At 70.6% G+C, this 21,256-nt stretch carries 22 protein-coding genes; 11 read left to right on the top strand and 11 right to left on the bottom strand.

The window, feature by feature from the left end; genetic code table 11:
• Positions 1 to 4: 4 nt before the first annotated feature.
• The gene (locus ACIGXW_RS30255; protein WP_399576031.1) at positions 5 to 2,569 is read left to right on the top strand and encodes an FAD-dependent monooxygenase; all 2,565 of its coding nucleotides are present in this window, start codon (positions 5 to 7) and stop codon (positions 2,567 to 2,569) included.
• A complete protein-coding gene (locus ACIGXW_RS30250; RefSeq protein ID WP_399576029.1) occupies positions 2,566 to 3,444 on the top strand; it encodes an SDR family oxidoreductase in 879 nt (292 codons plus the stop codon). The genes ACIGXW_RS30255 and ACIGXW_RS30250 overlap by 4 nt, the downstream gene beginning before the upstream one ends.
• 33 nt (positions 3,445 to 3,477) lie before the next feature.
• Here ACIGXW_RS30250 and ACIGXW_RS30245 read toward each other — a convergent pair whose 3' ends face one another.
• Both ACIGXW_RS30245 and ACIGXW_RS30240 read right to left on the bottom strand, forming a co-directional pair.
• A complete protein-coding gene (locus ACIGXW_RS30245; RefSeq protein ID WP_399576027.1) occupies positions 3,478 to 4,260 on the bottom strand; it encodes a phosphotransferase enzyme family protein in 783 nt (260 codons plus the stop codon).
• A gap of 305 nt (positions 4,261 to 4,565) precedes the next feature.
• Positions 4,566 to 5,828 (bottom strand): MFS transporter, encoded by a 1,263-nt coding sequence (locus tag ACIGXW_RS30240; RefSeq protein WP_399576025.1) that lies wholly within the window; start codon positions 5,826 to 5,828, stop codon positions 4,566 to 4,568.
• 174 nt (positions 5,829 to 6,002) lie between these two features.
• Between ACIGXW_RS30240 and ACIGXW_RS30235 the strand changes: the two genes are divergently transcribed.
• The 6 genes from ACIGXW_RS30235 to ACIGXW_RS30210 are packed head-to-tail and all read left to right on the top strand — an operon-like array spanning position 6,003 to position 11,780.
• The gene (locus tag ACIGXW_RS30235) at positions 6,003 to 7,037 is read left to right on the top strand and encodes an ABC transporter substrate-binding protein (protein ID WP_399576023.1); all 1,035 of its coding nucleotides are present in this window, start codon (positions 6,003 to 6,005) and stop codon (positions 7,035 to 7,037) included.
• Entirely contained in the window at positions 7,027 to 8,145 is a 1,119-nt protein-coding gene (locus ACIGXW_RS30230) for a FecCD family ABC transporter permease (RefSeq protein WP_399576021.1), read from the top strand. The genes ACIGXW_RS30235 and ACIGXW_RS30230 overlap by 11 nt, the downstream gene beginning before the upstream one ends.
• The gene (locus ACIGXW_RS30225; RefSeq protein ID WP_399576019.1) at positions 8,142 to 8,918 is read left to right on the top strand and encodes an ABC transporter ATP-binding protein; all 777 of its coding nucleotides are present in this window, start codon (positions 8,142 to 8,144) and stop codon (positions 8,916 to 8,918) included. Before ACIGXW_RS30230 ends, ACIGXW_RS30225 begins: the two co-directional genes overlap by 4 nt.
• 21 nt (positions 8,919 to 8,939) lie before the next feature.
• Entirely contained in the window at positions 8,940 to 9,788 is an 849-nt protein-coding gene (locus ACIGXW_RS30220; RefSeq protein ID WP_399576018.1) for a Rossmann-like domain-containing protein, read from the top strand.
• On the top strand, positions 9,785 to 10,828 hold the full coding sequence (locus tag ACIGXW_RS30215) for a GHMP kinase (RefSeq protein ID WP_399576016.1): 1,044 nt from the start codon (positions 9,785 to 9,787) through the stop codon (positions 10,826 to 10,828). Before ACIGXW_RS30220 ends, ACIGXW_RS30215 begins: the two co-directional genes overlap by 4 nt.
• Complete coding sequence (locus tag ACIGXW_RS30210) at positions 10,749 to 11,780, top strand: pyridoxal-phosphate dependent enzyme (protein WP_399576014.1); 1,032 nt, start codon at positions 10,749 to 10,751, stop codon at positions 11,778 to 11,780. The genes ACIGXW_RS30215 and ACIGXW_RS30210 overlap by 80 nt, the downstream gene beginning before the upstream one ends.
• A 6-nt stretch (positions 11,781 to 11,786) precedes the next feature.
• Here the strand turns inward: ACIGXW_RS30210 and ACIGXW_RS30205 are convergent, their stop codons facing one another.
• Complete coding sequence (locus tag ACIGXW_RS30205; protein ID WP_399576012.1) at positions 11,787 to 12,170, bottom strand: HGxxPAAW family protein; 384 nt, start codon at positions 12,168 to 12,170, stop codon at positions 11,787 to 11,789.
• A 117-nt stretch (positions 12,171 to 12,287) separates the two neighbouring features.
• Here ACIGXW_RS30205 and ACIGXW_RS30200 point away from each other — a divergent pair, with 117 nt between their 5' ends.
• Together ACIGXW_RS30200 and ACIGXW_RS30195 are read left to right on the top strand one after the other, a co-directional pair.
• On the top strand, positions 12,288 to 12,761 hold the full coding sequence (locus ACIGXW_RS30200; protein ID WP_399576010.1) for a MarR family winged helix-turn-helix transcriptional regulator: 474 nt from the start codon (positions 12,288 to 12,290) through the stop codon (positions 12,759 to 12,761).
• Between the two features lie 223 nt (positions 12,762 to 12,984).
• Entirely contained in the window at positions 12,985 to 13,386 is a 402-nt protein-coding gene (locus ACIGXW_RS30195; RefSeq protein WP_360910101.1) for a hypothetical protein, read from the top strand.
• Between the two features lie 49 nt (positions 13,387 to 13,435).
• On the opposite strand, the gene ACIGXW_RS30190 is transcribed toward ACIGXW_RS30195, so the two are convergent.
• From ACIGXW_RS30190 to ACIGXW_RS30160, 7 genes are read right to left on the bottom strand one after another with little or no spacing between them, the layout of a single operon-like run.
• A complete protein-coding gene (locus ACIGXW_RS30190) occupies positions 13,436 to 13,975 on the bottom strand; it encodes a hypothetical protein (RefSeq protein ID WP_399576008.1) in 540 nt (179 codons plus the stop codon).
• Between the two features lie 27 nt (positions 13,976 to 14,002).
• Positions 14,003 to 14,620, bottom strand: a complete 618-nt coding sequence (locus ACIGXW_RS30185) for a hypothetical protein (protein WP_399576006.1) — start codon at positions 14,618 to 14,620, stop codon at positions 14,003 to 14,005.
• Positions 14,617 to 15,588, bottom strand: coding sequence for a sporulation-delaying protein SdpB family protein (locus ACIGXW_RS30180; protein WP_399576005.1), 972 nt, complete (start codon positions 15,586 to 15,588; stop codon positions 14,617 to 14,619). The genes ACIGXW_RS30185 and ACIGXW_RS30180 overlap by 4 nt, the downstream gene beginning before the upstream one ends.
• A complete protein-coding gene (locus ACIGXW_RS30175) occupies positions 15,582 to 16,424 on the bottom strand; it encodes an SdpA family antimicrobial peptide system protein (RefSeq protein WP_399576003.1) in 843 nt (280 codons plus the stop codon). The genes ACIGXW_RS30180 and ACIGXW_RS30175 overlap by 7 nt, the downstream gene beginning before the upstream one ends.
• Positions 16,425 to 16,466: 42 nt before the next feature.
• Positions 16,467 to 17,234, bottom strand: coding sequence for a glycosyltransferase (locus ACIGXW_RS30170; RefSeq protein ID WP_399576001.1), 768 nt, complete (start codon positions 17,232 to 17,234; stop codon positions 16,467 to 16,469).
• Positions 17,234 to 18,013: a glycosyltransferase gene (locus ACIGXW_RS30165; RefSeq protein ID WP_399575999.1), complete on the bottom strand. Its 780-nt coding sequence runs from the start codon at positions 18,011 to 18,013 to the stop codon at positions 17,234 to 17,236. Before ACIGXW_RS30165 ends, ACIGXW_RS30170 begins: the two co-directional genes overlap by 1 nt.
• A 40-nt stretch (positions 18,014 to 18,053) precedes the next feature.
• The gene (locus ACIGXW_RS30160; RefSeq protein WP_399575997.1) at positions 18,054 to 19,184 is read right to left on the bottom strand and encodes a glycosyltransferase; all 1,131 of its coding nucleotides are present in this window, start codon (positions 19,182 to 19,184) and stop codon (positions 18,054 to 18,056) included.
• Positions 19,185 to 19,460: 276 nt separating this feature from the next.
• Here ACIGXW_RS30160 and ACIGXW_RS30155 point away from each other — a divergent pair, with 276 nt between their 5' ends.
• Positions 19,461 to 20,726: a glycosyltransferase gene (locus ACIGXW_RS30155; protein ID WP_399575995.1), complete on the top strand. Its 1,266-nt coding sequence runs from the start codon at positions 19,461 to 19,463 to the stop codon at positions 20,724 to 20,726.
• Here ACIGXW_RS30155 and ACIGXW_RS30150 read toward each other — a convergent pair.
• Entirely contained in the window at positions 20,644 to 21,210 is a 567-nt protein-coding gene (locus ACIGXW_RS30150) for a nucleoside deaminase (protein ID WP_071966962.1), read from the bottom strand. The two genes, ACIGXW_RS30155 and ACIGXW_RS30150, sit on opposite strands and share 83 nt — an antisense overlap.
• Positions 21,211 to 21,256 lie beyond the last annotated feature (46 nt).

Raw genomic sequence — 21,256 nt, 5'->3', positions numbered from 1 at the left:
CGCCATGACGGGACGACAGCCCGCCAAGGCCCTCGTCATCGGCGCCGGCATCGGCGGCCTGGCCTGTGCCGTGGCCCTTCGACGGGTCGGAGTCGACGTCGAGGTGTACGAGCGCGCCACCGAGCTCCGCGCGGCGGGATCCGGTCTCTCGGTGATGAGCAACGCCGTCAACGCGCTGGCCACGCTCGGCATCGACCTCGGCCTGGACAAGCGCGGCCAGGTCGCGGAGTCCTTCCTGGTCCTGGACCATCTGGGCGGCGGGATACGGGACCTGCCGTTCAAGGAGATCTGCGACAAGGTGGGCGCGCCCAGCGTCTGCCTGAGCCGCTCGGACCTCCAGGAGGCCCTGCTCGACGCGGCCGGCGGCGTCCCCCTCCACCTGGGCGCGACCGCCACCGGCTTCGAGGCCGACGGCGACGGCGTCACCGTCCGCTTCGCGGACGGGCGTTCGGCCCGCGGCGACCTCCTCATCGGCGCCGACGGCTTCCACTCGGCCGTACGCGCCCACCTCGTCGGCCCCGAGGCGTCCGAGGACAGCGGCTACGTCTGCTGGCTCGGCATCGTCCCCTTCGACCATCCGGTGCTCACCCCGGGGGCCGTGCGCCACTACTGGGGCAGCGGGCAGCGCTTCGGTCTCATCGACATCGGCCACGGCCGCTATTACTGGTGGGGCACCAAGAACATGCCCGCCGCCCGCTCGCACGCGTGGGACGGCACCAAGGACGAGATCACCGAGGCGTACGCGGGGTGGGCCGACGAGGTGCGGGCGGTGATCGAGGCCACCCCGCCGGAGGACATCCTCGCCGTGCCCTCCCGGGACCGCGCCTTCCTGGAGCGGTGGGGGGACGGCCCCGTCACCCTCCTCGGCGACGCCGCCCACCCCATGCTGACCACGCTCGGGCAGGGTTCGGCCATGGCCATCGAGGACGCCGTCGTCCTGGCGCACACGCTCGCCGAGCCGGGGGCGTGCGAGGACCTGCCGCTGGCCCTGCGCACGTACGAGGACCGCCGCCGCGACCGCACCCGGGCCATGGTCGCCGCCTCCCGGTCGATGAGCGACCTCGAACAGGCCGACACCCCCGATCTGCGGAAGGTCCGGGACGACTACTTCCGGCTGACGCCCAGGGAGGAGCTCGCCCGGCAGAACGAGGAGGCCCTCACCTTCCCCGGAATCCCGGACCCCGAGCCGCGCGTGCGGCGCCCGCTCAGCCCGCTGGAGCGCTGGTACTGGACGGCCGACCGGGCCTCATCGCTCAGCGGCGTCTTCCGGGCCCGACTCCGCGGCCCCCTGCCGGTGCCGCTGCTGCGCGGCGCCCTGGACGCCCTCCAGGCCCGGCACCCCCTACTGCGCGTCGCCGTCACCGGCGCCGCGGACGGGACGGCGGGGGTGGAGCCCGCGTTCCGGCCGGTGGGTGGGCGGCCGATCCCGCTGCGCCAGGTCACGGTGTCGCCGGCGGACCCCGCGGCCGACACCCGGTGGGAGCGCGAGGTCGACGAGCACGAGCTCGCCGAACGCATCGACTGGCGCGAAGGGCCGCTGGTGCGCGCCGTCGTGATCACGCGGGAAGCGGGCCCCGGACACCCGGAGGACGTCCACGACCTTCTGCTCACGGCCTCGCACTGCATCGCCGACGGCATGACGGGCCTGTCCCTGATGAGGCAGTGGATCGAGCTCGCCGCCCGGCTGGGCGACGGCGAGGCGCTGCCGCGCACCTCGCTGCGGGCGCTGCCCGCCACGGAGGACCTGCTCCCCCGCCGCCACCGGGGCGCGGAGGGCGCGGCCGCTCTCACGGCCCTGATGGACCGCGACCAGGAGGAGACCGAGCGGCTGCGGCCGCGGCGGGTGGTCCCCAGCGACCCGGTGCCCTTCGCTGAGCGGCGCACCCGGATGGTGCACCGGTCCCTCACGGCCGAACAGCTGGAGCTGCTGGTACGGGCCTGCAAGCGGCACGGCACCACGGTGCACGGAGCCCTCGCCGCCGCCATGGTGACCGCCGTCGCCCGGGAGGCGGGGACCTCGGAGCCCGCCTACTTCTCGATCGGTTCCCCGGTCGACTTCCGCAGTGAACTGGACCCCGCCGTCTCCTACGACGAGGCCGGTTCCTACGCGGCCACCCTCCCGTCCCGCGTGCTCTACCGGCCCGGCACACCGCTGTGGCCCATGGCCGGGGCCATCGGCCGGGACCTGGTGGCGCGCCGCGAGCGCGAGGAACATCTGTCCATGATCAACCTGCTGGGAAGGGCGGGGCCGAAGTCCTCGGCCGACTACGAGCCCTTCATGCGGTACATGGACGAACAAGGGCCGCTCAACCTGTGCCTGTCCAACCTCGGCCGCTACGACTTCCCCGCCCGGATAGGCCCTTGGCGCGTCTCCGACACCCAGCTGGTCGCGGCCGTCTCGGTGACGGGCGCCGTCGTGGCGACCGCCAACACCAGCCACGGCCGGCTCGCGTGGAACTTCAGCCATGTCGACGGCATCGTGCCCGCCGACCGCGCACGGCACATCGCCGACGAGTCCGTACGCACGGTGCTGTCCGCCATCCACCACACAGAAGGAGAGAACCGTTGATCCGACAGCCGAAGCCCATCCCTCCGGCCGGACGCGCCGTAGTCCTCACCGGTGCCTCGTCCGGGCTCGGCAGGGAGTGCGCGCTCCATCTGGAACGGCGTGGCTTCCGCGTCTTCGCCGGTGTCCGCAGGGCGGAGGACGGCGAGAAGCTCCGCGCCGACGCCTCCTCCACCCGCCTGCGCCCGGTGCTCCTGGACGTGACCGACGAGGAATCCATCCGGACGGCGACGGCCGAGGTCGTCGACGCGGCCGGCGAGCAGGGCGTGTGGGGGTTGGTGAACAACGCCGGTACCTGCGTGTCGGCACCGCTGGAGTGCGTCACGCCCGAGCGGCTGCGCGCGCAGCTGGACGTCAACGTCGTCGGAGCGGTCGCCGTCACCCAGGCCTTCCTCCCCCACCTGCGCCGCACCGGCGGGCGCGTCGTCAACATCTCCTCGGGCCTGGGCGCTCTCGCGGCTCCCTACCTCGGCGCGTACGCGACGGGCCAGTTCGCCAAGGAGGGCATGAGCGACGCCTTCCGCCGCGAACTGCGCCCCTTCGGCGTCTCGGTCAGTGTCGTACGGCCGGGCGCGATAGCGACGCCGATCTGGGACAAGGTGCGGGAGGCCGGCGAGGAGCTCCTCGACCGTGCCCCTGGCGACGTCGCCGGCCTGTACCGCGCGTCGTTCGAGCGGTTCCTGCAGATGAACGAGGAGCGGGCGCAGTCGAGCGGGACACGGCCCGAGGACTTCGCGCGTACGGTCTTCCGCGTCCTGACCACCTCCCGGCCCAGGCCCCGCTACCACGTCGGCACCGACGCGAGGACGGCCATGGCGCTGTCCCGGCTGCTGCCGGACGCCGCGCTGGACCACGTCTTCGCCAGGGTCACCGCGTGACGGTGACGAGGCGGGTGGCTCTCTGAGCCGAGCTCAGCCCGCGAACAGGGCACGCGCCCACAGTTCTTCGCGCTGCTCGATGTATTCGGCGTCGCTTCGCCAGATGTCGCCGTGACCTTCGGCCCAGAGGGTGGCCCAGGGCTGATTGCCCTGGGCCGCCTGGTCGCGCAGGAAGTCATGCATGGAGCGCGTACGGCGCCCCAGCAGGGGCACCAGCTGACGCCGTTCGGCCTCGTCGAGCCCGTAGGCCTCGGCGAAGACCCGCAGCCGGTCCGCCGCATCGGTGCGCTGCCAGTGGGGATCTGCGGACAGCGGGATGAAGCCGTGCACCGCGTAGGCGACATCCCAGAGGCGGGAGCCGGGCGCGGCCGTGTCCCAGTCGATGAAGGCCCAATCGTCCGCGCCGCCGGCCACGAGGTTCCACGGCGCGAGATCCTGGTGGGCGATGATGTCGGCGCCCTCGGCGGGGATGAGCACCTGCCACTGGGCGTCGGGCGGCGGCGTGAAGCCCTGCACGGCATCGTGGAAGTCCCTGATCAGACGCGCGACACGCGCGAGCCGTGGCACAGGCTCCAGGAGAGCGAACCGGTCGGGCCAGACCACGTCGCCGGGCATGAAGGTCAGTACCTCCCGGCCCTGGTCGTCGATGCCGAGGGGGCGAGGGGCCGCCCGGAAGCCCGTCCCGTGGAGATGGGTGAGCAGCGCGTGCACTGCTGGAGTCCACGGCCCCGCCGGGCGGCGGACGGTATCACCGACACGCACGACGCCGTTGCTGACGTTCCCACCGGTCAACTGCTGCTCTTCATCATGCTGCACGGAGCCAGTCTGGCCCGTGATCGCCAAGGATGACGACGAATTTCCGGACGGCGACGGCACGCCCGTGTTCCGAGGCGAGCCCGGCAATCGGCTGTACTGGCTACGAACCGAACAGGCGGGTGCCCAGTTCATCATTCGCGGTCTCCAGCTGCAGGAACACACGCGAGGCGGAACCTTCTTGCGGGGTTCGAGTCGCAACCACACCTGGCCCGTCGGCCGTCGTCGCGCCGTTCGGCATGCGAGGGCCCCGCCGGGGCCCTCGCATGCCCGCTCGGGGCAGGGACGTGCCGTGACCTGCCCGGAGGTCAGTCCTTCGTCGCCGGGGCCGTACGCGCGAAGTGGCGGGCGGTGGGCACCAGCGCCGCCGCGGCCGGTACGAGGAAGCAGGCGGCGGCGCACACGGCGAGGACGGGCGTGACCCCGAACGCGTCGATGGCCGGGGCGATCAGGGCCAGGCCGACGGGCGCGAGGCCGTAGGAGACCAGGAAGTCCAGCGAGGAGACGCGGGCCAGCTTCTCCGGGGCGACCTCGCGCTGGGTGGCCGTGAACCAGGGCACGTTGAACAGCTCGATGCCGATCCCGGCCACGGCGTACGCGGCCACGACCACGACGGGGTGCACGGGCAGCATCAGGCTCAGCGGCGCGACGCCGTACGCGCCCAGCCCGGCGAAGGCGGCCCAGCCCTGGGAGCGCGGCCGCCGGCGGGCGATGACCAGGGCCCCGCCGAGCGCGCCCACGGTGTACGCGGTCATGGCCGCGGCCAGCACCCACTGGGTGTCGTAGCGGTCCCGGCTGATGAGGGGCAGGGCCACGCTGGTGGCGGAGTAGCCGAGGGCGATGACGGCGACGAGGGCGGCGAGCCCGGCGAGGAACCAGGGGTGGCGGCGCGCCTCGCGTATCCCCTCGACGAACTCGGCGCGGAAGCCGGCGCGCGGGGCGGGATCGGCGGCGAGGTTCACCGCGGCGGCCCCCTTGCCCGGGACGAGCGCGGCGACCAGCCAGAGCAGGCCGATGCCGAGCAGGAGCGTCGAGACGTCGAGGAAGGCCGCGAGCAGCGCGGTCAGGGCGGGTCCGGTGAGGGTGGCGCTCCGTACGGCCATGGTCATGGCGGCGTTGGCCTGTTGACGGCGCTCGGGGGCGACGGTCTCGGCGGTGAGCGCCTGGAACGCCGGGCGGCAGGCGCCTTGCCCGGCGCCCGCGAGGGCGGCGGCGGCCGTCATCAGCACGAGTGAGCGGCCGAGACCGGCGGCGAGGAGGGGCGCGGCGACCGCGGCCGCGAGGGCCGACCAGAGGACGACCGCGCGGCGGGAGTGGCGGTCGGCCAGCACGCCGCCGACGGCGACGGCGATGAGGAAGCCGGCGGTGCGCGCGGCGAGGAGCAGGCCGAGTCCGGCGGCGCCGAGGTCGCGGTGGAGGACGGCGAGTCCGAGGACGAAGGGCAGGGCCCAGGTCGCGAGGCCGGAGGCGGTGGTGCCCGCCCACAGGCGCAGGAACGCGGTGTCGCGGAGGACCGAACGCGGGGGCGGGGCATCGGTCTTGGGCGCTGTCGGCGCGGGTGTGGTCGGCACGGTGTGGTCGCTCCTCGGGGGTGGGGGTGGCGGCTCGGCGAACCGCACCCGGATTCGTTAATGAAAATGAATACCATTACAGTACCCTTCGAACGCGGCACTCCTGCCCGGTGCACGACAACACCCACGCCTTCCTCCCGCCTCCCCTCCCTCCCCTCCCAGACCGGAGAACCCATGCGCCACCCAGCCCGCCTCGGCATCGCCCTGACCATCGCCCTCGTCACCGCGGGCTGTTCCACGGCAGCCGGCGACGGCTCCGGGACGGACGCCGAGCCCGGCGCCCGGGCCTCCGCCCCGGCGGCCTCCGTCACCAGCTGCGGCCGCCGGGTGTCCGTCGCGGGGCCCCCCAAGCGGGCCGTCGCCCTGGACCAGACCTCGACCGAGACCCTGCTCGAACTCGGGCTCCAGGACCGGATGGCGGGAACGGCCAACCTCAAGACGAAGATCCCCGCGCAGTACGGGGCCGCGTACGCAAAGGTCCCGGTCATCGCCCCGAAGATCGCCACCGGCGAGCAGCTGCGCGCCGCCACCCCCGACTTCGTCGTCGCCGGCTCCAAGGACCTCTACACCAAGGACCGCGCCGGCACCCGCGAGGAGCTGGCCTCCCTCAAGGTCCCCACCTTCGTCAGCGCCGTCGACTGCCCGCAGCAGAACCCGGCCGGCAAGACCCCCTTCGAGCTGCTCTTCTCCGACTACGAGAACCTGGGCAAGGTCTTCGGCGCCGAGGAGCGGGCCCGCAAGCTCGCCGCCGACCAGCGCGCGGCGGTCGCCAAGGCCGGGGAGAACGCCGCCAAGGTTCCCCGGGGCGACGACCGGCCCACCGTGGTCTACCTCTACTCCGTCTTCAACGGCATGCCGTACGTGGCGGGCAAGAGCGGCCTGCCCAGCGAGATGAGCCGGATCGTCGGCGCGAAGAACGCCTTCGACGACGTGAACGAGGACTGGCCGGAGGTCTCCTGGGAGGAAGTCGCCAAGCGCGACCCCGACTTCATCGTGATCGGCGACCTGTCCGAGCGCGGACGGCCGGGCGACAGCGCGGCCGAGAAGCGCGCCGCGATGACCGGGCACCCGGTGGTCTCCCAGCTCGCGGCGGTCCGTGACAACAAGATCCTCGAGGTGCCGGGCATCGAGCTGGACCCGTCCGTGCGCTCGGTGCACGCCCTGGGACTGCTGGCCAAGGGGATGAAGGACCTCGGGTATGTCCGCTGACCCCGTGGCCCGGGCGGGGTCGGTGGACCTCCTGCTTCCGGCGGCCCGCGGGCGGGTGGTGCCGGAGGGCTCCGTCACCACCCCGCAGTCGGGCCGGCCGGCCGTGACCCGGGTGGTCCTCTTCCTCCTCGCCGCGCTCGCCCTGGCGGGCTCGGTCACGGCGGCCGTGCGCATCGGCACCGCCGACGTGGGCTGGACCGACCTCGCCCGCGTCCTCGGCGCCCATCTCCGCCTGGACGTGGAGCCGTTGCCCCCATTGGTGGACTCCCTCATCTGGGACCTGCGGCTGCCGCGCGTACTGATGGCCGCGCTCGTCGGCGCCTCGCTCGCCGTGTGCGGCACGGTGCTCCAGGCGGTCACCCGCAACGCGCTCGCCGACCCCTACCTGCTCGGCGTCTCCTCGGGCGCGTCCACGGGAGCCGTCGCCGTGATCGTCCTCGGCGTGGGCGCGAGCGCGCTCGGGATCACCGGCGGCGCGCTCGCCGGCGCGCTGCTCTCCTTCGGGCTGTTGCTGTTGCTGCTGCGGCGCACCGGCCTGGACTCGGTCCGTATCGTCCTCACCGGCGTGGTCGTCGGCCAGCTCTTCACCGCTCTGACCTCGCTCGTCCTGATGGCCTCGGCGGACGCGGACACCACGCGGGCCGTCACCCACTGGCTGCTGGGCTCGATGGCGCCGGCGCGCTGGAACACCGTCGTGGTCTGCGCGATCGTCACCCCGCTGGGGCTGCTGGCCGCGTGGCTCCGCTCGAACGCCCTCGACGGGCTCGCGTTCGGCACCGACACCGCCGCGTCCCTCGGGATCGGCGTGCGGCGCACGCGGATGCTGCTGCTCGTGGTCACGGCCACGCTGACCGCGGTGGCGGTGGCCACCGTCGGCGCCATCGGTTTCGTCGGGCTGATCGTCCCCCACGGTGTGCGGTTCCTCGTCGGGCCGCCGCACCGGGTGCTGCTGCCGTACGCGGCGCTCGCGGGCGCGGTGTTCCTGGTGTGGACGGACGCGCTGGCGCGGATCGCCTTCGCACCCCGCGAGGTCCCCGTGGGCGTGATCACCGCACTGCTCGGCGTGCCGCTCTTCCTCCTCGTCCTGCGCAAGAGAGGTGAACTGTGAGGATCACCGTCGACGAGCTGAGCTGGTCGGTGGCGGGCACCCCGGTCGTACGCGAGGTCAGCGCGGACATCGCCCCCGGCGAGACGGTCGGGCTGCTCGGCCCCAACGGCTCGGGCAAGTCCTCGCTGCTGCGCTGCCTGGCCGGCCTCCGGGCCCCCGACGCGGGCACGGTCCGCTACGACGGCGAGTGCGTACGGGACTGGAGTGCGCGCCGGATCGCCCGCCGTGTCGCCTTCGTCGAACAGGACTCGGGCGCGGACAGCGATCTGCGCGTCGCCGACGTCGTGGGCCTGGGGCGGACCCCGTTCCGGGACCGCTGGCGCGGACCGGACGCCACCGACCGGGCGGTGGTCGCCGCCGCGCTGGAGCGCGTCGGACTCACCGCGCTCGCCGACCGCTGCTGGAAGGCCCTGTCGGGCGGCGAGCGGCAGCGCGCCCACATCGCCCGCGCGCTGGCCCAGCAGCCGTACGGGCTCCTGCTCGACGAGCCCACCAACCACCTCGACGTCAAACACCAGCTGGAACTGATGCAGTTGCTGACCGGTACCGGGCAGACGGTCCTGGTCGCGCTGCACGACCTGTCGCTCGCCGCCCGGTACTGCGACCGGCTGCTGCTCCTGCACCACGGCCGCCTTATCGCCTCCGGCACCCCCGCCGCGGTCCTGACCGCCGAGCGGCTCGCCGAGGTCTTCGAGGTGGACGCCGAACTCACCACCGATGCCCTGGGGCGCCCGGTGGTCACGTACCGCGGACCGCGCCACCTCTCCCTGTGAATCCCTATGAATAGGAATCCCATGACCCAAAACTCCCCCGCCCCTTCCCTCGCACCGACCGTCGACGCCCTCGTCGAGGCCGTCCTCGCGGGCGAACACGGCCCGCTCCCCTCCGAACTCGTCGCGACCAGCGTGTTCTGGATCCACCACGGCACCCGCCTGGCCGGCGGCGACACCACCTACCTCAACCAGTACGTCCTGGTCCGCCTCGGCGGCTCGTTCGGCGGCTGCGCCTTCGAGGCCGGCGAGATCGACCCCGCGATCTGCCGCGACTCCTCCGGCACCCCGCTCGACGTCCTGCTGCGCGAGGCCCCGCGTCCGCTGCGGATCGCCGCCCTCGACGCCTACCTCTCCGAGACCCGTCCCCACCGCGTGGCCGCCGAGGCGGGCGACGCCGAGCCCGTCATCCTCCCCGCCGGCACCCCGGAGGTCCGTGCGAAGGCCCGCGACGCGGCCATCGCCGGCCTGCTGGACATCGAGGAGGGCGCGAAGGTCGGCCTCATCGGCGTCGTCAACCCGTTGATCGCGGCGATACGCGAGCGCGGCGGCCGACCGCTGCCCTGCGACCTCAACCTCGAGACCACCCAGTGGGGCGACCCCGTCACCGACGACATGCACGAGGTGCTGGACCGCGCCGAGGCCGTCGTCGCCACCGGAATGACCCTCAGCAACAGCTCGTTCGACACCATCCTGGAGCGCTGCCGGTCCCGGGGCATCCCGCTGATCGTCTACGCGCAGACCGGCAGCGCCGTCGCCCGCGCCTTCCTCGGCTCGGGCGTCACCGCCCTGTCCGCGGAACCGTTCCCCTTCTCCCAGTTCAGCGCCGAGGAGACGGGCCTGTACCGCTACCGGACGGTGGGCGGCGCGTGATTCCCGCCACCCGCACGGCCGTGCCCGGTGCCGGTGGGGAGGTCACCGGCACCGGGTACGCCCCCTGCCACCACGGCGAAATCCTCCAGGGCGTCTTCCTCGACGACGAAGGGCGCCGATGCGCGGGCCTGGTCACCCTGCCGATGGCCGGGCCCGGCAGCAGCGCCGAGTTCGTCCGCCGGACCGGCACGGCGCCCGAGGCGCTCAGCGTCGTACCGGCCGACCGTACGAAGGCCGCGAGGGCGGCGGCCCTCGCGGTGGCGGAGTGCGCGGAGCGGACCGGCCGGCCGCCCTGCGGCGGGGAGTTGCGGCTCACCGGTGACATACCGGTGGGCCTGGGCATGGGCAGCTCCACCAGCGACGTGATCGCCGCCGTGCGGGCGGTCGCGGACTCGTACGGGCTGCGACCGGCACCCGACACGGTCGCCCGGCTGGCCGTGCGCGCGGAGTCGGCCTGCGATCCGCTGATGCTGGACGGCCGCCCGGTGCTGTTCGCCCAACGGGAGGGCCGGGTCCTGGAGGTCCTCGGCCCGGCCCTCCCGCCGCTGGTCGTGGTGGGCTGCACCCTCGGCGGGGGCGCGCCCGTGGACACCCTGTCCCTGCCCGTACGCGAACCCGGCGACAGTGACGTACGGGCCTGGGAGCGGATGCGCACGCGGCTGCGCCGGGCGGTGGCGACCGGCGACGTACGGCTGCTCGGCCAGGTCGCCACCGCCAGCGCGCGGCGCGGCCAACACGTGCTCGGCCACCAGGAGTTCGACGCGCTGACCGCCATCGCCCGCCGGGTCGGGGCGGCAGGTGTCCAGATCGCGCACAGCGGCGCGGTGGCGGGCGTGCTGTTCGACCCGGCCGCGCCGGGCCTGCGACACCGCGTCCGCAGCTGCCTGCGCGCCCTGGACGCCCACGGCATCCCCGCCACCCGGACCTTCACGACGTTCACCACCACCAAGGAGATCCTGGATGGACCAGCACATCGCGGAGTCGATCGGCCGCCCGGACCTGATACGCCTCGACGACCGGCTCGTCTGCCTGCGCTTTGAGACGATGAAGGTGGTCTCCGCCCTCGCCGCGGTACGCCACCTGCTGGACACCGGGGCGGTGCGCCGCGGGGACACCCTGCTGGACAGCTCAAGCGGCATCTACGCGTACGCCCTCGCCCTGGCCTGCCACCGGCACGGCATGCACTGCCACATCGTCGGCTCGACGACGGTGGACCACACGCTGCGCACCCAGCTCGCCGTACTCGGGGCGACGCTGGAGCAGATGGAGCCGTGCAGCGACCTCAAGCTCGACCAGAAGCGGCGCGTCGAGCGGATCCACGAGATCCTCGCCGAACGCCCCGAGTACCACTGGATGCGGCAGTACCACGACGACATCCACTACCTCGGCTACCGCGCGATCGCCGACCGGATCCGCGAGGCGACCGGCACGGACGGGCTCACCGTCGTCGGCGGCGTCGGATCAGGGGCCTCGACCGGAGCCCTGGCCCGCTACCTGCGTGCGGATCCGGCGGGATCGGCGGGTTCGGCGGATGTCGAACTGGTCGGCGTCCAGCCGTACGGCAGCGTCACCTTCGGCGCCGAGCACGTCTCCGACCCCGAGATCATCATCGCCGGGATCGGCAGCTCCATCCCCTTCGGGAACGTCTCCCACGAGCTGTACGACACCCTGCACTGGATCTCCTTCGACGCGGCCCTGGCCGGCAGCGTCGACCTGCTGCGCCGGCACGCGGTCTTCGCGGGCCTGTCGACCGGAGCCGGCTACCTCGCCGCCCGCCACGAACGCGACCGCTCCCCCGGACGAACGGTCCTCTTCATCGCCGCCGACACCGGCCACCGCTACGTCGACACCGTCTACGCCCGCCACCACGAGGCCGCATCGATCACGGACCTCGCCCCGCGAGAGGTGTCCGACCAGAGCCGCCTGGCCCTGCCGTGGTCCCGCATGCGCTGGAACCGGGCGCCGGCGGCGGCTGCGGTCATGTCGTCCTGACTGCCGTCAGGACGACAGATCAGCGGGCGCGCCCGTACGAGAGGCGATGTCGGCGGGCATGGCCTCGGGCGCGACGTCCGTAGGTCGCGGGGCGCCGCGGCGTCCGGCCAGCCGGCATCCGAGGCAGCCCGGGTGTCCGTGGCGCGCGGCGCGGTCCCGTACCTTCATCGCCCACTGGTCGGCGGGCCGCGGGCCGGGCGGCTTGCCCCAGCCTGTGAGATGCAGGGCCCAAGTGACCGGCACCGCCGCTGCCATGACGCCGAGCCCCAGCCAGATCCCCGGGCGCCAGCCGCAGATGCCCGCGCCGGTGACCGCGGCCCCGGTCGTGGCGATGACGCAACCGATCCATCCGGCGAGGGTGTGGCCCTCGTCGTGCTGATGTCCGCTCATATACCTGCCCCCTCGCACCCGCCGCCCGGCCCACGGCATGCCGCGGCCCCGCTACGGCGCCAGACTTATGATGGCTTAGCAAGTGAGGAATTTATCTTACGCACTAAGGGATTTTCAATGGAGGGCAAGAACCGCCCCACCGCCTCCACCTCGGACGCGATCAGCGCCATGGACGGCCTCATCGCGACGAGCATCGTCGGACAGCAGGAGTTCGCACGGAACTTGGGCCTGAGCGTGACGGACCTCATCTGCTTCGCGTACGTCCTGGAGGCCGGGGATTCCCCGGTCACCGCCGGCGACCTGGCCGGGCGCGCGCACGTCACGACGGGTGCGGTGACCGGAGTCCTCAACCGTCTGGAGCGCGGCGGCTTCGTCACCCGGCAGCCGGACCCCGCCGACCGCCGCCGCGTGCGCGTCGTCGCCGTCCCGGCGGCCGCCGAGCGGGTGCGAGCCGTCTACGGGCCGTACTACACGCTCCTCGCGGAGCTCTTCGCGGACTACACGCCGGACGAAGTCGCCGTGCTCGCCGACTGGTTCACGCGTGCCGGCGCAATGGCACGCACGTACCTCGAGGAGTCGTGCGAGAGCTGACGTCCCGATCGCGTGGGCGGCGGGGACTGCAGCACACCAGCGGCATTCCGTGGTGACGGACTCACAATTTTCACCAAAAGGTAGTTATCCGTACAGCCCGTGATGCGGTTCTCCCACACGAAAAGGGCGGGCAAGGACGGCACACCCGCATCTGAATTGGCGTCAACAACCCTTGCTGCACTAGACTTTACCCACAAGCAGTGAGAAAGGAGAGGCGCCGTCCATGGGCACCAAATTCATTGAGGTCGACGAATCCCACAAGGGTCAGCCCAGCGTGGAAGAAGGCGTGAAGACGATCGAGGTCGGCGGTCAGACGATCACGACGACGATTTACGTCAAGCGGATCGACTTCGACGACCTCGCCCCCGAGGTCACCGATAATCTGACCACGGTCAAGTTCGCCGTAACGGTGGCCGAGGAAATGGAGGACCTGACCGGAGAGGTGGACGAGGACGGTTCCCCGGTGACGGAAATCAAGGAAATCCAGGTGCCCAAGTGGCTCGAGGTCGACCTGGGTCCCGAATCCCTGAAGCAGTACGAAGAGGTAATGGCGCCCTTCTTCGCCGCCGCCCGCGAGACCGAGGCACCGACCGTGCCCGCGCCCCGCAAGCGCCGCAAGAAGTGATCTCGTGCCCCTCTCCTGCCGCCAGGAGAGGGGCTTCGTTGCTCAAGGCTCAGGCATGCGCCGCCGTAATGACGTCATGCGTCAACGTGTCCAGGCCCAGAGCCCCTTCCTCCGTAGCGGCCCTGAATTTCGTGACGCGAACGTAGAGCACCAGCACCAGGCGCACGAAGAAGAAGGCGAAGAGGAATCTGGGCTGTGTGTCTTCCAGTTCTTCGCTGCTGGGCCGGACGGTGTCAATCAGGGCGCTGCTGGTGGTGACGAGTGCTTGCTTGGTGCGGACGTGGGAGCCGCTGGTCACGGCTGCCCGGAAGTCCTCGATGACGCCCGGGTGCGTTTCCTCAAGCCGATCCATCAGCTTGTTCTCCTCGGCGGTCGATCGAGGAGTGGCGGCGGGGAGGCCGGGAAAGTGACGGGCCAGCGCGGTCCCGACCGGACCGTGCCCGAAGAAAACGCCACGGAACACGGTCCGCGCATCGTGAGCGACGGTTTCTTGACGAGCGGACGAAAGCACCTTCTGCTCGCTGGCGAACGTGGGCGAAGCCGCATGCAGCCCTACTGCCACCATTGACATGGCGAGTCCCCACGCCACGCATCGCACTCTGAGTTTCCTCACGTCTCACAGATCCCTTCGCTCGTAAGCGGTTCGGTGGCCCCCCGACATCCGAATGACGTCGTGGACCAGGTCGTCGGCCCTGAGAACGCGATCCGCGTCTTGCGCTCGCCAAAACTTGTACAGCTCCCACAGATACGTATCGACGTAGGCGTACTGCCAGACGGCCACCGCCAAGTAGAGGGCGAGGCACTTCCCCGACGGGTCACCCGGATCGAGAGGGCTGCCGCTGGGCCGGACGGTGTCGACGACGACGCGGCTGGTGGTGACGAGTGCTTGCTTGGTGCGGACGTGGGAGCCGCTGGTCACGGCTGCCCGGAAGTCCTCGATGACGCCCGGGTGCGTTTCCTCAAGCCGATCCATCAGCTTGTTCTCCTCGGCGGTCGACCGGGGAGTGGCAGCGGGGAGGCCAGGAAAGTGGCGAGCCAGCGCGGTTCCGACCGGACCATGCCCGAAGAAGACACCACGGAACACGGTCCGCGCATCGAACGCGACAGCGTCTTGACGAGCAGAAGAAAGCGCCCTCTGCTCACTGGCGAACGTGGGCGAAGCCACGCACAGCCATCCTGCTGCCGTCGACACGGCCAGCCCCCACGAGACCAGCTTCAATTTGGATCGCATCATTCCGTGGGCCCCTTCGTCAGTTCCGCCGTCGACAGGGAATGCGTTTGGATCGGCTTGATCCAGGTCGGCCAGGAGAGCCGCTGATCGGCACGGTGCAGGAAGATGATGTCCAGGGCGATCATCGTGAGCGAGAAGGAAATGAGCCCCATGGTCACTGCGATGCCGATGTGGAAGATGATGGCCCCCCATAGAAAGGGTCGCCAACGACGTGACGGGAGCACGAGCGCGATCGCCAGTGCGACCTCGCCCAGAGGGACCGCCCAGGTGAAGAGGGGGACCGTGACATCGCTATGGATGACCGGATCGATGAAGAACCGCTGCCAGGCGGGCGCTCCCATCACCGGATCGGAAAGCCAGTAGTACATAGCAGTTCCGTCCGCCCATTCGGCGACTCCGAGTTTCGCGACGCCGGCGTGGAAATACACGACGGCTGCCTGGCAGCGGATGGCGAAGATGCCGATCCAACCCACAAGCCATCCGGTGAACCTCCAGTTGCCCGGGGCCCTGTCGAACGGCGTCGGTTCCCTCCAGTGGGTTCTCCGCCCATCGCACAGGCCGACAGGGATGAGCAGCAGCGTCAGCACGGCTGCGATCTGATCGCCTCCGTCCACAATGGAGGCCGAGACGTTCAGGCTGAAGGCGACATACCAGTGGGGTACGACCGTCCATCGCGGGAAAAACCCAGTAATTACCACCAGAAGCACGGCGATGGAGAACCATCGACCCGGCTCCGGCCCCCACAAGCAATAGGCGGAAGCGGCTGAGATTCCTTCACACTGGGGCGGCGGCTCCATTCCGCTTCCCTCGGTGAAGAGGGTGTCGGTCGAGTTCAGCACCAACGTGATCAGGGTTCCCGCAGCGAGCAGGCTACGGGCGACACCATAAACATTGGTGAAGGGGGATGTGCACAGCGTCTGTGTCGCCCACCCTCCGAGCCGCGCCAGCGGATCACGATCACGCCTCAGCATGAAACCTCCATGCGGAGAAGCTGCACGGGCATCTGCTCCTCGACGCCGAAACGCGCCCAACTCCAGGGCAATGGTTCCTGCCTGGTGAGGGCAATCGGACCGCACAAAGTAGGCGTTGGACTCCCACTACGCACCCTCACCGGGGGACCCGCTTTCCCTGGAGAATGCGCACACTGCTGCACGATCTCCCCGAGTGGCTTCGCCACATCAACGACCTCGCAGTCACTCCAGTGCGCGCCCTTTTCCACAGCCCGCGAGAGAAGCAACCCCATTTCAACACTCCGGGCGCGCTGTTCTCTTTTCCCCCCGAACCACTCCGTTGCGGATGCCTGATTCAGGGACCACTGTTGCCACTGGTTTCCGACCCGCCGCCACAGCAGAACATCTTTCTCGCGCGGAGATCTGGTGAAGAATGCCCATCCTTCCGGGAGTAGCGAGCGAATAGCCTGCTGATTTTGCCCGGGAAGCGTCAGCGCATTGGTCGGGAGCGATGAATCGGCCGCGTAACAGGCAATCAAGCCGTAGAGCGAAATGAGCGCCGCTACCACGAGTCCACGCCACCGTAGGGTTGCGGCGGACGGAGAGGAGAGCAGACGGCCGTTGTCCCGGGATTGGACTTTCCCCTGTTCCGCCTGTTCCACCTGTTGCGCCGTCATGTCGCTCCCTCTTTCTCGAGTGCTGTCGAGGATGATTCGGCCCCCGCCATTCGACAGGTACAGGTCACGCAACGGGCCCCATGCTTCCCGGGCAGCACCACCGCCGGCACGGCGCCTCGTCAGCACGATGGCGGCGCGTATGAGCACAACAGGCGCATTGCGCCGCAGAACGCGCCGCATCGGGGCTTCTCAGACAGAGGCCCCGGATCCTTCAACCCGTGGTCAGAGTTCTCTCTGCCAGGTGAAGTTGAACAGGACCTTGACCGGCGTGCGGTCGTGGTTCACCGTGAGCCGTCCGAGACGCAGGTTCTCCTCGGCCCGGCGGAGGTTTCGCTGCCACATGTCGTGCCAGCTCAAGGGGCTTCCGGTGTACTTCACCTTCTCGGCATCGGTGTTGCGGATGGCGAACGGCACTTGCTGGGGCACCCGGACCACGCGCATGCCGTGGGCGCGTGCCCGGTCCAGCAGGTCGCTGTCCTGGCAGCCCATCGGAAGCAGGTTCTCGTCGTATCCGCCGAGCTTGTCGAAGGCCGCGCGGGGAAGTCCGATGCGTCCGTACGAACCGTTGCCCGGGTCCAGCCGGCCGTCCGCGTTGGGGCTGAAACCCCGGATCACCAGGTGCGGATCCTCTTCCCAGAGGGTGCGCCAGATAGGGATGGTGTCGCCGACGTAGTTGTCGGCGTCGAGGTTGACGAGGTAGCGGCCGGTGGCCGCGAGATGCGCGAGGTTCTTGGCCTTCGAGGCGTGGAAGTGAGGTTCGGTCTGCTGGTGGAGATAGCGCAGGATGCCGCTGTCGATGTAGGGCTGGAACTGCCGGATCCAGGAATCGAGCTCATCGTCGGAGTGGTAGTTGACGAGAACGATCTCGCTGTTGCCCGCCTCGGCCACGCGCTGCAGGTTGCCGGGAAACGTTTCCGCGAGTTGCCAGAGACGGTTCTTGCACGTCGTGCAGTAGGAAATCTTCCCCGGCGGTAGCTGCGCGGTCGGCATCAGAAGGCGGTCTCCTCGCTGAAGTTCAGCAGCACTTTCATCGGAGAGCGGCCGAGGTTGGCGGTGAGCCTGCCGAGCCGGAGGTTCTCGGCCGATCTCTCCTTGTTCAGCTCCCTCGCGTCCCACCAGTCCAGGGGGATCCCCGAGTACCGCATGGTTTCCCGGTGGCTGTTGCGGATCGCGACCCGCCCGGACTGCCGGCTGCGCACGATGGACAGGCCGGTGGTGGCGGCCCGGTCCATCAGGTCCTGGTCCTCGTGCGCCGAGGGCAGGAGGCGCTCGTCGTAGCCGCCGAGTGCGAGGAACCGGGTGCGCGGCAGCCCGATGCGTCCGTACGTCCCGTTGCCGCTGTCCGGACGGATACGGGACGCCTCCTCCTCGGTGCGTTGCGGGCGGTTCTTGTCGGGGCTGAAGCCGTGGATCAGCAGGTCCGGTTGTTCCCGCCAGAGGGTGCGCCAGGTGGGGATGGTGTCGCCGAGGTAGTTGTCGGCGTCGAGGTTGACGAGGTAGCGGCCGGTGGCCGCGAGATGCGCGAGGTTCTTGGCCTTCGAGGCGTGGAAGTGGGGCTCGGTTCGCTGATGGAGATAGCGCAGGATGCCGCTGTCAATGGAGGGCTGGAACTGCCGGATCCAGGAATCGAGCTCATCGTCGGAGTGGTAGTTGACGAGAACGATCTCGCTGTTCCCCGCCTCGGCCACGCGCTGCAGGTTGCCGGGAAACGTTTCCGCAAGCTGCCAGAGACGGTTCTTGCACGTCGTGCAGTAGGAAATCTTCCCCACGGAACCCGGCATCTCGCCCTCTCCCGACTCGTCCTGCGGCTCAGCGGTACATGAACTGCTCGGCCAGGCCCCGGGGAACGTCCCCGTCCTGGCGCGACAGGTGCACCAGCCGCTCTCCCACCTGGTCGAGCGACTCCCGCCACGGTGTCTTCGCCCCGCCCCGGACCTTTCCGGCCTTGAGCGCGCGGCCGATCTGCACCGCCAGGTCTTCCGGGACGGTGCTTTCCACCACCTCGCAGGCGCTGTCGGTCGCGAACTGTTCGACCCGGGCCCGCTGATCGTCGTAGTTCCGCTGGGCGGGGCTGGCGAGGACTCTTGCGCCTCCCGCCGTGGCCTCGTGCAAGGACCCGTAGCCTCCGCGGCAGATCACCAGGTCCGCCGCGTTCAGGACGTCGGGGAGTTCGCGGGAGCCGCGCAGCACGGTGAGGCGGTGCGGGAATCCCGCCGGGATCTCCAACCGGGAGCGGAACATCGGGCCGAGTACCAGCAGGACCGACAGCCCGGGCCCGGTCACCCGCGCGAGGGCGGCCAGGCTGTAGTCGAAGTGCTCCTGTGCTTCGGGCCCGTGGCCGCGCCCGCCGCCGGACATCACCACCACCAGCCGCTCCTCGGGAGAGATGCCCAGCCTTTCGCGCGTCTCCGCCGGTCCGGCCGCGGCGGTCCGGAAGACAGGCCCCGTCCAGGCTGCCGGGATTCCGGCTGCCGCGAGTTGGTGCCTGAACTCCGGATGTCCGGCCGGATCGTCGGGAACGAAGACGAAGTCCATCCGCCGCAGCGGGCAGTCCGGCCGGGCCAGGTAGTCGGCGAGATCCCGGCGCGGCCGCAGACAGATCGCCTGCCGCGCGCCGACCAGCGCCGCCGCCCGCTCGACCGTCGGCCATACCAGGGTGTCGTGGACGACCACCCGGGGGCGCAGGCCCGCCAGAGCCGCGTGCGTCATCGCCGTAATGGCGGCCAGCATGTCGGGATGGGCCGGCTCGTCGCGGTACCGTCCCGCCCGTCCCATCGACGGCAGCTCGATCACCGGCACGTCGCCGCAGACCTCTTCCACGGCGGGACCGGAACCGAGAATGACCGGGTCCAGCCCGGGCTGCCGCGACCGTAGATGCCGCGCCAGCGCGGTCTGGCGGGCCAGGTGACCGGCCCCGACGCCATTGATGGCATGCAGCACGATGCGGGCCGGTGCTGGTGATTCCTGTGGTCCAGGAACACGCTGCGGCCCCGGCGAGGAAGATATGCCGACCATGGTCGGCAGCATGGCAGATCGCCCGGCGGTTCACACCGGGCCCGCGATGTCCTCGCACCCACCGGTCGGCCGACCGGCGAGAACGGGACATGAAGGCGGCGGCACGTTCGACTCCCCCGGCGAACGGGAACCGTGGACGGCGAAGGACACCGACCGATCACGTCCTGCCGTCTCGTCGGCCGGAGCGCGGAGGACCACCCTGTGCCCTCGTTCGCACCGTACCTCCTGACCGCCGTGCCGCCCGCCGCCCTCGCCACCCTCGGGTGGGCCGTGAACGCGGCCCACCGACGGGTCGGACGACGCTACCGGCCCGTCACGGCCGCCTACCGCCGGCCGCTCGCCGTGGTCTCGCCCGTCTACCGTGAGGACCCGGTGCTCTTCCGGCGGGCGCTGGAATCATGGCTCTCCAACGAGGTGACCGAAGTCGTCTGCGTGATACACGTGGACGACCAGGCCTGCCTCGAGACGGCGCGCCGTTTTCCCGTGCGCGTCCTCACCACCGACAGGGCGGACAAGCGCGACGCGCTGCGACGGGGATGGCAGGCCGTCTCCGCCGACCTGGTCGCACTCGTCGACTCCGACGTCGTCTGGGCGCGCGGCGTGGCGGACGCGGTGTGTGCCCCCTTCGCCGACCTGCGGGTGGGCGGCGTCGCGACCGCCCAGTACGCCCTCGATCCGGACAGCTTCTGGGAGTACGCGGGAGAACGCTTCAAGGGACAGGGCAGGTTGCCCGCGTTCACCGCGGCGGGCCGGGCCATGATGTGCCTCATCGGGCGCACCGCGGTCTATCGGCGTACGGTGCTCGCGGAGGTCGCCGACGCCTTCGTGAACGAGTCCTTCCTCGGGCGCCGGTGCGTCGTCGGGGACGACACCCGTCTCACCGAGCTGACCCTGCGGGCCGGTTACCGCACCGTCTTCCAGCGCACTGCCACGGTGTGGTCACGCTACCCGGGCACCGGCCGTGAGTTCCTCGGCCAACGGCTGAGGAACGCCCGTAACTTCTGGCGGGTGAGACTCACCGCCCTCGTCACGGGCTGGGTCTGGCGGTATCCCTACCTCGCCGTCGGCACGCTTACCGATGTCATCAGCCGCGGCGGGTTCTGGCTGTGCGAGATCTACCTCGTAGTGCTGGCCGTCAACGGGCAGCCGCTCGTGCCGGCTGCCGTGGCGGCGTGGTACGTCCTGCGCCAGGCGGGCACGGCACGGAGATTCGCGCGTCGGCATTCCCTTCCCCGGTGGCACATCGCCGCCCAGGTCGTCATCGATCTCGTGCTGAAGAACCTCGACCTCGTCGGCCTGATCACCATGCGCCGCCAGACGTGGCTGACGCGCCGGAAGGCGGTCGCCGTGCCGGCTTCGCGAGTTCAGAAGCGCACCCGTCCGCTCAATACGGGTGCCGGTTGGGCTTGTTCGTCCACGCGTCGTAGGCGTGGGCGCCGATTTCGGGATGGATCTGCTCGATCTTGATCCTCCGCTCGTCGAGCGGCTTCCCGAAGTCCTCGTACTGGAACGAATCGTCGAAGCCGATGCTTCGGGTGTCCTCCAGGCTGCGGCTGAAGTACACGGCGTCGATCCGGGACCAGTAGATGGCGCTCATGCACATCGGGCACGGAGCGCCGCTGATGTAGATGGAGCAGCCCTGGAGCATGCGGGCCCGCTCGGGCACGGGGTCCGGTGAGCCGTCGGGGCGGGGGACGTAGGCCAGGGTGCTCTCGTTCTGACGGTCTTCGGCGATCGACGGCGCCTCGGGGTTGAGGTACTGCACGGCCTTGCGGATGGTCTCGACTTCGGCGTGGGCCGTGGGGTCGCCGGTCAGGAGGACCCGGTTCTGTCCACGCGCGATGATCTCCCCGTCGCGGGTGATCACTGCACCGAACGGGCCGCCCCAGCCGTTCTCCACGGACTCGGTGGCAAGGCGCACCGCCTCGGTGATGAGTTCTTTGTGTTCCATCACGGAGCTCCCATCGGAGTCGGTCTCCCGCTGTGGAGGGGCTCGC

It is taken from the genome of Streptomyces sp. NPDC053079 (assembly GCF_044546695.1).
Taxonomy (GTDB): domain Bacteria; phylum Actinomycetota; class Actinomycetes; order Streptomycetales; family Streptomycetaceae; genus Streptomyces.
Note: the sequence above shows the minus strand (reverse complement) of the source record. Positions and strands in the feature narration are given on the sequence as shown.